An 11,599-nucleotide genomic window follows, 5' to 3' on the forward strand; every position below is an offset into this window, starting at 1 on the left:
CGGGTTGCTAACCGGGCCTGGGATAGCCCTCATGAATTGAGGTACATCGCTGGTCCTTATGCAATTTATTTCTTGAAATGTAATCACAGATTCATCACTTTCGATCACAGCTGCGGCCTAATAACCACAGCATGAGAACCTCACGCCGCCTCGACACCCTACTCTTTCCGCTGACCCACTGGCACTGGAAAGCAGCCCTGGTCACGGCCATCTTTCGCGCCGGTGCGTGCATGGCCGCGCTATGGCATGCGCCGCTCAACGCGCGTGAACATTTCGGGATGGTGGAAGCAGCCTATGTGCTGCTGACTGCGGGAGTTTTCTCGGCGTGGCAACAGCAGGCTATGGGTATTCCATGGAGAAAGCTGGCGTGGACGGTCACGGTACTCGCCATTCCCCTCGGGTCGCTTGCAGCGGACTCGGCACTTCATCTCTGGCTTGACCGGGGAAACATGCGTGCTCTCGGTATCGGCGCGCTCGTTGCAACGCTGATTTCAGCCATGTTCCATTGGCACGTGATGCAGAATGGCGCGATGATTATCGGCGCCGAAGGTAGGCCCTTCTGGGACGATATGAAGCAGATGCCGCGGCTGGCGGCGACCTTCGTATGGGATCCCCTGCAACGCATCATCGGAAAGCCGGCTGCCGTGGCTGCTATCGCAGAAGAAGAGGAATACGAGGTCGCCGCTTAGCGGCCTAAGCTGCCTTCATCGCTTCCGAGTTGACCCGCCTGGAAATGCTGTTCAGCTTTTCGTCCGCGGCCTTCTCTTCTTCGAGCGTTTCCTGCAGCAACCTGGCGATCTCAGTCTGACCGAGCAGCTCGGCGTACGTCCGGACACCGCCATACCCGGCCATCTCATAATGCTCGACTCGTTGCGCCGCTGTAATCAGTGCAGCATCACGTACCTGCGGGTTCTCGTAGTCCTCCATGACTTCCGAGCCTTCTTCAAGCACGCCCTTCATGCCGTTGCATGTCTTGCCCTTAGGGCTTTTCTCAAGAATTTCGAAGATCTTTTCAAGGCGCTCGATCTGCCCCTTTGTTTCCTCGAGATGGCTCTCGAAGGCCTTCTTCAACTCCGGCGAAGTTGCGGCTTTCACCAGCTTGGGCAACGCCTTTGTGATCTGGTTTTCAGCGGAATAGAGATCTTTCAATTCGTCGACTAAAAGCTTTTCCAATGTCTCTTCGCTCACGGTAACACCTTTGACTTGGGAGATTTTTCTTTCCACGTTCCCAGGTTGAGATGCCCTGTAGTTTGCCGTGACTCGCCTCGGAGCTGCAGAAAGCTCTTATGTCTGTAAGCCGACAATGCGAACCAGCGCTGCCTGCCGTGTAGTTACCGGTGAAATAAAAAGCCGGGGCGAAGAATCCGCCCCGGCATAGTCAGTCAGAAGGTGAATGCTATTTGCCGCCACTAAAGTCGAGGAGGCTGAAGAGGTCTCCAATAGCAGGGCTGTTGGTCGGAACATACGGATTATCCGCATTAACAGTGGGATTGGGGAAGTTGTCACGGCTGCGAGCCGTCACTGGCGTCAATCCCCAATTGCGCTCGATGAACTTGAGAATCGAAACGTGGTCGGTGTACTCGTGCGAAATGTGGCCGCCCACGGTGTAGGGAGAGACGATGATCAGCGGAATGCGCGTACCGTCGCCGAAGTAATCGAGCGGCTGTACGTAGCCCGAGTCATAGTAGCCGCCGCCTTCATCGAAGGTGATGATGATGGCAGTGCTCTTCCACAGATCAGGGTTGCGCTGCACGTCAGTGATGATCTTCTGAGCAAAGCCTTCGAAGAGATCGAGCTTGGATGAGGACGGGTGACCATCAACCAGGCCGCTGGGCTTGACGATCGAGACAGCAGGCAGCGTGTTGTTTGCGATGTCGCGGTAAAGATCGGTCGTGTCCTGGATGTGAGCCGCGCGAATAGCGGGGTTCGCCATGATCGAGGTGTCGTACTGGAAGGGATTGCAGATGGTGCAATACTCGTCGGTCTTATTGCCGATAGCGCTGAAGTTCAGCTGATAAGGATCGTCGATGTAGTTGTACCACTGGTCTCCGTAGTACTTCCACGAGATGTTGTTCTCGAGCAGCTTATCGCCGATGCTCTTAACCGGCGAAGGCGGAATGACGAAAACCGTGTTGTTCGGGTTCTTGTCGGTGTAGGCGTTGTTGCCGTTGCCGAAGTAGCCCGGGTTGTAGTTGTTCAGCAGGTAGTAGTGACCGGCTTCGCAGCGAGGATTGATCGGCGTGGCCAGCGACTTCAGGTAAGTGGTAATCGCCTTGACACCCGGCTGAGTCTGGTCTGAGCAGTCCGTGTAGGAACCGCCGCCGTAAGAGGGCGAACCATAAGAACCACCGCCGTAGCCATCTTCCATGTACCAGTTGTTGGTACCCTTGGCCGGGTTCGGATTCTCGATTTCGTCGACAACACCAGCATTGGCCGTGCCGCTGGCCACTTCCTGGTTGTGCGGCGGAGTAGCGGCATTGCCCTTGCCGTCGGTGAAGTAAATCATGTCACCGTGACCGAGCATAATGTGATTCGCACCCGTTCCGCCGTCGACCGACTGGTGGAAGTTGTCGCTCATCGCATATTGGTCAGCAAGCTGCTTGAAGTAAGGCACGTCGCCCTGCTGCACGTTGTAGAAGCCCATCGCGGTCGAGCCTTCACCGGTAGTGACAGAGTTCGGCGAATACTCGGTGCTGAAATTGGCAGGCTGTGCAACGCCGTTCGTGCCAGCGCCTACCGTGGTTTCAACCCAGGGAAAGAGACCGGCATCGCAACCCGAGGGATTCTTTGCCGTCGCTTTATCCGCGCTGCAGTCCATCTGCTGCCACATCTGGTAGAAGCGGTGCACAGGGCTGGCGGCGTAGGAGTTGTAGGTAAAAGTCTTGCCGTTGGTCAGCTGGAAGGGGCCAGGAGGCAGGCTGTTCACATTGCTGATGCGGGCGTCCGGAGTTTCAGAGGTCTGCCCCGTACCACCGCTCACCAGCGAGGAGTAGTAGTCGCCGGGAAGACCATTTTCCGACTGTGTGGCCAGCGTAACGCTGTCGCCCTTTACATACGAATCCTTCGGACCGCCAACGAGAGGAGCAGGCAGGACAGATCCCTGGAACGTAGTTTTCGCCGGGCTCAACTCGAACGCATCCGGCGCTTCGTCATAAGCGGCGCTCTGCTCGGCCTTCGAGAAGTTGGGGCCGGGCGTACCGTCGGCTTTCACGATGCCCTCGGAAAGCAGGTTCCAGACAGTTTCGCCCTTTCTGGTGGGAACATAAGTTGCAAACACGTGATCGAAGCTGCGGTTTTCACCGACGATAACGATCACATGCTTGATGGGGGTGGCGGTCGAATTATCGCGGGATGGGCCTTGCGTCAGATTAGCGGCAACTGCATTGCCGATGGCCAACTGAAAGATCGCAGCGGATAGAAGCCCCGTGCGCACCGTCCGCATGGCTGTGGATGCGAACTGCTGTGTGGTCATACTTCCTCCTGTTGAGCCTTGTGTCTCAACGCGAGGAAGCATAAGTCCCCGATCATTGCTGGCTCATATTTTTTTCGTGAATGAGCGATGAATAGATACAGTGAATCTGGGCTTCCCCGCATGGGTGGCGTAAGCAGGAAGTAATTACTTGTTGTTTGCGGAGATAGTATCTTTCTTACACTGCAGGCAAGACTTTTCTACGACAATATTTTGTTTTGCCGTGGCCCCAGGAAGCACCTGTATCGTACCCATCATGCCTTTATCCTCGTGCTCGAGCAGATGACAGTGGTACGGGAACGTCCCGACGCTATTGGGATCGCGAAAGTCCATCCTGACCCGGACGCTCGGATAGGTAAGCAATCGTCCGGAGGAGTACGGAACATTCACCGTATCGCGCAGGAAGTCTTCCGACACAGCCCGGCCGTTGTAGTCCAGCAGCAGGAAATGCAGCTGGTGAATATGAAAGGCATGAAGCTCGTTTGTGCGATTCTCGATAATCCAGTCTTCAACCGTTCCCTGCTGCGCGACGATGTTAGGGTCGGGGTCGTTCATATCGAACATCTTCGGAGTCTGGCCATCCACCGTCAGGTAAAACTCCACAGCACTTGTAGGATCGTTCGGATCGGCAAGCTTCTCCGAGAAGTAGAGGTGTCTCTCTCGCACCGGCTGCACATCTCCCAGCCAAGGACGCGCATCGGCAGACGGGGGCCCGGGCGATTCCTGCAAATGAGAGACCGGTTCAGGCGCATTCGCTTCAGGAACGATCTGTGCAAGCATCCTGTTTGGATCGTTCTCGCCACCCGGTCCTGTATCGACACTCTTTGTAACGAGTAAACCGGTTGTGCCCGCCGGCGGTCCCTGCACAACAAACTCGACGCGCGCTCCCGGCGGAACACCAAAGTGATTCTGCCAGTCCACACCGCCACGCAGCGGCACTCCGTCCATGGCAATCAATCCCAGTGGCTGCGGCACGCGATTGATCAACACCTCGATGTTCAGGTAAGTCAGCGCCGAAGCATTCAGAACTCGCCATAGCTGCTTCTCGCCAGGCTTCACGCGGATCGTGGCTGGAGGATAGTCCGGGTACGGCACAGGGACGTAGTTGATCGAGAGATCCTTCGCCGGCATGCCGAATCCCGTGCCAGTGTTCGCCGCATCTCCATCGCGATCAATCATGAACTTCGGCACAACCGGCTCAGACTTTGCGGGCGGAGCCTTTGGATTCATAAGATCCTGATCGCGAATGACGAAAACTCTCTCCGGCAATCCAGCCACCTCGCGACGTGTGTCCTCGATGCCTTCCACGATCAGCGCACCCGACGCACCACCCAGCAGTTGCTCCTTGCTAAAGCCATGAATGTGCGGATGGTACCAGTACAAGCCAGGAGCTTCATCCTCCGGAATGCGAAAGCGATATTCAAATGCCTTATCGCCAGGCTGGATCGATGTTTTCAATACATCGTCCTGATGGCAGACCGGCGGAACCGTCAACCCGTGGAAATGAAGATTCGTGGACACCGGGCTCATGATGCCGGAAGCACAGGGGGGCGAAGATGCACCCGCATGATGCATGTGCATCCCTTTGTCCATCTCGTGGCGAAGATCGCTTTGCTCGTTCTTCAGATGAATCACCACGGTGTCACCGGGATGCACACGCAGGTTTGGAGATTCGTGCCCGTGCTCATCCGTATAGCAATAACGGACAGAGCCATCCGGCTGCGCGGAATTCGTCACAGTCAACTGCACATTCAATACACCGTTGACGCTTCGCAGGTCAGCAGGCTCCTGCACCTCACTGCCAACTGCCGGGCGAGGACACGCTTCTTCGCCATGGGCATGCGCAAAGGAAAGCGAAGTGAAAAGAATTGTCAGCAGGATGGGGGAAAGAGGCTGCAACCGCATGAAATCTCCACCCGAGCATTCTTCCAATACTCGCCACTGGATGGTGTTAACGGCAGATGAATCAAAATCTTTCTTCTCCTCGCGGGACAAGTGGATACGGGCGGGTGAAGCGTTCGCTAAACATAATCGATCAACTGCATGAAGCCATAGTCCATGTGTAACTGCTGATGGCAATGAAAAAGTGTCTTACCGGGATTGTCGGCAACGAAATCAACCTTCATGGAGCTGTAAGGAGGGATGTTGACCACATCCTTCATCAGACCGGAGCACAGTTTCCCGGCGATGCTGACGATCTCAAAGCTATGCCGGTGCAGATGCAGAGGGTGAAACTCACCGCTTGCGTTCGTGAATACAAGCCGGTAGCGCCGGCCCTGCTGAACCTTCAATGCCGGAGTATCGGGATAAGATTTTCCGTTGACCGTCCAGCTCTGTAACTTATCAGCAGCGGTAGCCACGGGTGCGAAGACCATCGGAATCTCCTCCGCCGGTAGAGAATCACTGAAGGCATTCGCAAAGTCGAGATAGCTCCAGTCCGTCGCTTTTGGATCCACCCACACAGGCGTGCCGCTCGCTCCCGCGTATTCCACGACGCGCCCCAGCCCCTTGGCCCGGTCGTCGCTGCTTGCGGAACCCAGGACCCACACACCCGGAGATTGCATCTCCACGATAACGTCCAGCCTCTCGGCAACCGCCATCGTGATGGTCTCCACGGATCGGGGCTGCGGAACCCTGTTGCCATCCATTGCGATCACCGTGAATCGATGCCCTGGCAGTGCGAGCGTAACCGCCTCTGTCGCACTCGCATTCAGCAGGCGAAAGAGGACACGCTGCCCCTGCCGCACACGGATCGGCTCGGACGCTGACATGAGCCTCCCATCGAACGAAGCGTATTTATAGTGGACGTCCAGCGCATTCATCGGCGGCCCCATCGGTACCAGCGACGGCCCCCAGTGATGAATGCTTAAAAAGATCTCCTGGTCGTAACTTCCGCTGTCATACTTCGGCTCGACATACAAGAACCCGAACTGCCCGGTGTAAGTCGCACGCGAGAGATTGTCACGAGCTTCCGTATGCGTGTGATACCAGCGAGTGCCGGAGGGATTTGGCGTAAACCGGTAAGTGACGCGCTCCTGCGGCGCGATCATCGGCGATCCCTCTTCCATCGCACCGTCGTTGATCGAATCAATATGCAGGCCATGCCAATGCACCAGCTCCGGAACCGGCGATTGATTGATTACGTCGATACTGACCGGAACACCTTCACGCAGGCGAAGGATTGGTCCGGGGACCTGGCCGTTGTAGCTCATCGTCGGCACATGAATGCCAGGTGCGAGCTCAAGATGAATCGGCTCGATACGCAAGGTGTGGTCAGCGGTCTTCCGCTGGACTTGGGCTGCACGAAGAGCACCATGGGTGGCGGCAGCGCCCGCGATCGTCAGGAACTGGCGGCGATTGATCGAATGATTCATCAGGCGATCTCTCATGGCAAGGCAAAGGCGAAGATGTCGCTACCGGCGGCGATGGCGAAATACTGCTTTCCATCCACCGCGTAGCTCATCGGTGAAGCGTGCGGCGGCTGGCCCATGTTGAAATGCCACAGCGACTTTCCCGTAGCTCCATCGACCGCCTCGAAAGAGTTTGCATCATTACCAAAGAGCACCAGCCCGCTCGCTGTAGACATAACACCGGCAAAGGAGTGGCCCTCGCCTACCTGCGCATTTCTCCACTCGAAGTGATTGGTGACTGGGTTATAAGCGATCAGCACCTTCTGCTTCACTTCATCCTGCGGATGCTTTACCCCAGTTGAGTAATACTCCCGCCCTTCTTCAAACTTCTCCACTTTTGCCGAGTACACATTGCAGTCATCGAGCGACATGAAATAGAAGAGACGTGTCGCTTCACTGTAGGTCGGCGAAAACCAGTTCGTAGCGCCCGCGTAGCCAGGGCAGATGCGCGCACCTTTTTCATCGGGAATGAGGCCGGTGAGAATCGGACGCCCGTTCTCGTCGATTCCCTTTGCCCAGTTCTGCTTCAGCGAGAACTGTCGTGCAGAAAGAAATTTTCCATTCGTGCGGTCGAGAACGTAAACGAAACCGTTACGATTTGCCTGGAGGATAAGCTTACGCGGCTTGCCCTCGTAAACTGAGTCCACCAGCACCGGCGTTTCCACCGCATCGTAGTCGGCGAGGTCGTGCGGCGTGAACTGGAAGTACCATTTCAGCTTGCCGGTATCGGGATCGATCGCGAGCACGCAATTCGTATAGAGATCGTCACCCGGCCTGACTGTACCTTCAAAATCCGGTGAAGGGTTGCTCGTTCCCCAATAGATGGTATTGAGTTCCGGGTCGAATGTACCGGGCATCCAGGTTGTGCCGCCGCCATGCATATACAGGTCGCCCGGCCAACTGGACGATCCAAATTCACCCGGCGCGGGGATCGTCCAGAACCGCCACTCCTCCTTGCCTGTCTCGGCATTGAAAGCCGCAACGAAACCGCGAACACCGTCGTCTCCACCCGAAGTGCCGACGATAACTTTGTCCTTCACCACCAGGGGCGCGCTGGTGGCGCCGTAGTTCCTGTTGCCCGTGGCGTATGCCACATCCCACAACAGGTTTCCGGATCGCGCATCGAGGCAAACGAGATGCGCATTATCCGTCTCCATGTAGAGCCGGTTTCCGAGCACGGCAACGCCGCGGTTGATATGCCCGGAAGCATCATCGACCAGCCCTTCAGTGATCTGCCGGGAGTGATGCCATATCACCTGCCCGGTGCTTGCGTAAATCGCATAAGCATCGTTCGATCCCGTCACGTACATAACGCCGTTAACGACAACAGGAGTTACCTCGAGCACTCCGGCGTTTCGGCTGTGAAAGACCCACTGCGCGCGCATCTGCCCAACATTTTGTGGAGTGATCTGCGTAAGGCTGGTAAAGCGTCGCCCTGTGTAATCACCGTTGTAGGAGAGCCAGTTGTCGTGAATCCCCTTCTTCTCAAGTTGCGCCTGCATCACACCCTCAGCCGCGTTGGACTGTGCGAGCACAACCGATGAAGCAAGCATCATGACCGCGAGTGCTAAACCTGTTCTTAACCCGCTCATCATTTTCCCTCGGCTCCCCCTTGCACCTTTGCCTCATCAAGCAGGCCCCAGTCGCTGCCGTCTGAAGCGATCAGGTGCAGCGCAACTCGCGATGGCTTGAAGTCCAGGGGAATATCCGCATGCACTGTTGCGACACTCTTCGGCGACACCTGATCGAGTGTTACCCGCTTCGTATCACGGCCGCCATGATCGTACACACGAAGCTCAAGGTGCCCCTCAGCAACCGGGCTGAATATTCCATCGACATGGATTCCACCCGCAGAGACTTTCGCCTCCAAACTGGATGAAGTCAAGCCCGCCTCCGTAACTCTAACCACCTGCGGACTGGCATGGACCGGGTACCAGGTCGTATCGAAGGCCGCGCTAGCACCCGGCTTAAGCGTCACCAGAGGACTGTTAACCTCTGCCTCCATGTAATAGGGCATCTGCAACTGTGGCCGAATCGCTATCTCAGGATTGCCTGCATCGTTCATTCGGATTGACGGACCATTCTTGTAGAAGATAACCGTAGCCTTGCCTGGATAGCTTGCTGACGAGTCGTAATCAAAACGCTCAATCATTCCGAATCCGCTCTCACCATCTACGACAGCAAGCCATCCACCCGGCGAATCGACCCACACTTCGTTTTGCAGATTCATCCAATGCAAACGGAAGAGTCCACCTTCGATACTGAAGGACGGATCATTGACTAACCCATCGCGAACATGGAAGTGATCGAGGTAAGACGATGATGGATTCTCCTCCGTATAGGCCCAGAAGTCGCGATTGAATGTCTGAGGATTGGCCGCGCTCGCGAGATTGTATTGCGACACCGATTGCACCGACCATTTCAACGTGTGCGCCGTGGCGTTATGCATCAGAGCATGGAAGCGTATCGCCGGAGAATCGGCGTCAATACTTACCTGGCGTGTGTACTGCAGGCCTGTTACGGGGTCCGCAGGTCCCTCAAGCAGTACCGTGCAGTGCGCACTTTGCTCGAGCGTCTTGAATGAATAGGCCCCATCGTCAAGCAACGACGATTCCAATACCCAATGCTGCTCGTCGTCATTGCCCTCGGGCATCGGCCAGATCTTATCGCCACCGTAATTGATCCATTTACCGGCAGCCTGTTCGGACGAGATTGTCTGCCCGGCGAACCTTGGATTCACGAAGAGATAGGGATGGCCATCAAACTCGACCTGCATCAGCCTGCCTCCGAGTTGAGGAACAAAGGTCAGCTTCACCCAACGATTCGCTAACTGCTCCGCCTGCCAGCCCTTGTACTGTACAGCTTCGACAGTGCATTTCTGACCCCATATCGTCGCGGTCGAACCGAGCCCGAGACCGACCACCAGCATCATGCAACGCCATCTCGCCGATGCGAGAAGATTATTCATACGGAATAAACCCGTGTGTCAGAGTTGGCAGGATGTAGACCGACTTTGTAGCGGTGATGTAGAGCGTTGAGTCATCCTTGCCGCCCCAGGAAAGGTTCGCCGGCTGCTCCGGCAATTCAATAGTGCCAAGATGCTTTCCCGACTGGCTCCAAACCCAGATGCCTCGTGGCCCGGTCACAAAGAGGTGCCCGGCCCTGTCGAAGCGCATTCCATCCGGAACACCTTCGCCATCGGCTCCATCTTCTTTGCCAAAGATGCGGCCGTTCGAAACCGTTCCGTCAGGATGAAAGTCATAAACCCAGATCGTGCGCTTATCGCTGTCATCGACGAACAGCTTCTTGCCGTCAGGAGTAAACGCCAGTCCGTTCGGCTGACTAAGCTCCTTTGTCAGCAGGGTGACCTTTCCTGAAGAGTCGAGACGATAGACTCCCTGGAATGGAATCTCCTGCTTTTCGCCCTTTGGCAAATCGAGCGTCGGATCGGTGAAGTAAATCGCGCCATCAGGTCCGAGCACCACGTCGTTGGGGCTATTGAAGCGCTGGCCCTCATACCTGTCGGCCAGTACCTTGTAGCTCCTGCCATCCGGGGTGAGGCGAATGATCGCACGCAGAACGCTCGCACAGTCGAGCAGGCGGTGCTCGCGATCGTAAGTATTTCCATCCGGATCGCCAAGAGCGATCATCTCTTCACGGTGCCCGTCAGGATAGAGACGAAAGATCTTATTGATCTCTTCATCGCTCACCCAGAGATAGCCCGCCCTGTCCCACACAGGGCCTTCAGTGAAGCCGAAGCCGCTTCCCATGGTCTTGAGGCTGGCATTCCTCGGGATTAACTTCCAGAAGGCCTCATCCTCGGCCGTCAGCCGGTAGCTGCGCGGAGCCTTCACCTCCTGGGCCAATGCCGAAAATGTGCCTGCCAGCGCACAAACTAAAGCCAGGCCGGCAACGATTGTTTGCTTCATGGTGTGTCTCATCTCATTTCTCGTCGGCACCTGTTTTCAGCAGGTAGCTGAGAAGATCATCGAGTTCCTTGTTGCTCAGGCGCGACTCGTAATCGCCTGGCATCATCAGTGCTTTGTCCGGCTCGGTGCGGAGAACTTTACTTCTACTTACAAGATGAATGCCACCATCGTTCGCCTGCAAAACGATTGAGAAGTTGTCCTGGTTGCGAATCATCCCGGAGAGCTTGGCGCCATCTTTCATCAGCACGACGACTGCGGATTCTTCGCGGCCCCTCTTCCGCTCGGGATGAAGAATGCTCGCGCGCAGATCCTCCGCCGAGTGGCCGCTGCCATAGCCGCTGAGATCTTCCGCAATGAATCCGCCGCGGCCATTCACCATGTGGCAACTCCCGCATGCTGCCTTTCCGAAGAAGACCATTTCTCCCTGTGCGGGGTCGCCCGGCAGCTGCTTCATCGCTCCTACACCTTGCAAAGTACGAAGGTGCGCAACGATCGCTTTGATCTTTTCGTCCCCAAGATAGCCGAAGGCAGGCATGCCGGTTCCCGCAATGCCACGCTGCACAATGCGAATGAGGTCAGCATCGCTCAACGAGACGACTTCTCTTCGTGTCGCGATATTCGGAGCGCGCTCCCCACTGCGGCCATCGCTACCGTGACAGGCCCCACAGGTAGAAGCAAAGAGTTGGGGACCGTTCGCCGCATGTTCCTGCGCAAGCAGGCGCGCCTGAAACGCAAGGAGGGCAATCACGGCGAGCAACCAGACCGGCTTAGTACGACAAAGCTTCATCATG

At 56.3% G+C, this 11,599-nt stretch carries 9 protein-coding genes; 1 reads left to right on the plus strand and 8 read right to left on the minus strand.

The genetic code is table 11. The features are described 5' to 3' along the window. Window positions 1-131 precede the first annotated feature (131 nt). Window positions 132-689: a hypothetical protein gene (locus LJD29_RS06275; protein WP_446744898.1), complete on the plus strand. Its 558-nt coding sequence runs from the start codon at window positions 132-134 to the stop codon at window positions 687-689. Between the two features lie 4 nt (window positions 690-693). Here the strand turns inward: LJD29_RS06275 and LJD29_RS06280 are convergent, their stop codons facing one another. The 8 genes from LJD29_RS06280 to LJD29_RS06315 form a co-directional block, all read right to left on the minus strand. Then, window positions 694-1,173, minus strand: coding sequence for a ferritin-like domain-containing protein (locus LJD29_RS06280; protein ID WP_446744899.1), 480 nt, complete (start codon window positions 1,171-1,173; stop codon window positions 694-696). Between the two features lie 223 nt (window positions 1,174-1,396). Continuing rightward, the gene (locus tag LJD29_RS06285) at window positions 1,397-3,472 is read right to left on the minus strand and encodes an alkaline phosphatase family protein (protein WP_446744900.1); all 2,076 of its coding nucleotides are present in this window, start codon (window positions 3,470-3,472) and stop codon (window positions 1,397-1,399) included. Between the two features lie 144 nt (window positions 3,473-3,616). Continuing rightward, window positions 3,617-5,374 carry a multicopper oxidase family protein gene (locus tag LJD29_RS06290; protein WP_446744901.1) on the minus strand — a complete coding sequence of 586 codons (1,758 nt, stop codon included), beginning with the start codon at window positions 5,372-5,374 and terminating at the stop codon, window positions 3,617-3,619. 116 nt (window positions 5,375-5,490) lie between these two features. Continuing rightward, a complete protein-coding gene (locus LJD29_RS06295; RefSeq protein WP_446744902.1) occupies window positions 5,491-6,843 on the minus strand; it encodes a multicopper oxidase family protein in 1,353 nt (450 codons plus the stop codon). Between the two features lie 11 nt (window positions 6,844-6,854). Further along, window positions 6,855-8,435, minus strand: coding sequence for an outer membrane protein assembly factor BamB family protein (locus LJD29_RS06300; RefSeq protein WP_446744903.1), 1,581 nt, complete (start codon window positions 8,433-8,435; stop codon window positions 6,855-6,857). Window positions 8,436-8,470: 35 nt separating this feature from the next. Next, the gene (locus LJD29_RS06305; RefSeq protein WP_446744904.1) at window positions 8,471-9,847 is read right to left on the minus strand and encodes a hypothetical protein; all 1,377 of its coding nucleotides are present in this window, start codon (window positions 9,845-9,847) and stop codon (window positions 8,471-8,473) included. Continuing rightward, window positions 9,840-10,808: an SMP-30/gluconolactonase/LRE family protein gene (locus LJD29_RS06310; protein ID WP_446744905.1), complete on the minus strand. Its 969-nt coding sequence runs from the start codon at window positions 10,806-10,808 to the stop codon at window positions 9,840-9,842. Before LJD29_RS06310 ends, LJD29_RS06305 begins: the two co-directional genes overlap by 8 nt. Window positions 10,809-10,821: 13 nt before the next feature. Beyond that, window positions 10,822-11,598, minus strand: coding sequence for a c-type cytochrome (locus tag LJD29_RS06315; protein ID WP_446744906.1), 777 nt, complete (start codon window positions 11,596-11,598; stop codon window positions 10,822-10,824). Window position 11,599 lies beyond the last annotated feature (1 nt).

This window comes from Silvibacterium acidisoli (genome assembly GCA_022870745.1).
Lineage (GTDB): Bacteria > Acidobacteriota > Terriglobia > Terriglobales > Acidobacteriaceae > Silvibacterium.

Excerpts from the sequence above, each read along its gene's own strand:
- LJD29_RS06305 (WP_446744904.1), bottom strand. The coding sequence starts at position 9,847 with ATGAATAATCTTCTCGCATCGGCGAGATGGCGTTGCATGATGCTGGTG.
- LJD29_RS06295 (WP_446744902.1), bottom strand. The coding sequence starts at position 6,843 with ATGAATCATTCGATCAATCGCCGCCAGTTCCTGACGATCGCGGGCGCT.
- LJD29_RS06310 (WP_446744905.1), bottom strand. The coding sequence starts at position 10,808 with ATGAAGCAAACAATCGTTGCCGGCCTGGCTTTAGTTTGTGCGCTGGCA.
- LJD29_RS06290 (WP_446744901.1), bottom strand. The coding sequence starts at position 5,374 with ATGCGGTTGCAGCCTCTTTCCCCCATCCTGCTGACAATTCTTTTCACT.
- LJD29_RS06300 (WP_446744903.1), bottom strand. The coding sequence starts at position 8,435 with ATGATGCTTGCTTCATCGGTTGTGCTCGCACAGTCCAACGCGGCTGAG.
- LJD29_RS06315 (WP_446744906.1), bottom strand. The coding sequence starts at position 11,598 with ATGATGAAGCTTTGTCGTACTAAGCCGGTCTGGTTGCTCGCCGTGATT.
- LJD29_RS06275 (WP_446744898.1), top strand. The coding sequence starts at position 132 with ATGAGAACCTCACGCCGCCTCGACACCCTACTCTTTCCGCTGACCCAC.
- LJD29_RS06285 (WP_446744900.1), bottom strand. The coding sequence starts at position 3,472 with ATGACCACACAGCAGTTCGCATCCACAGCCATGCGGACGGTGCGCACG.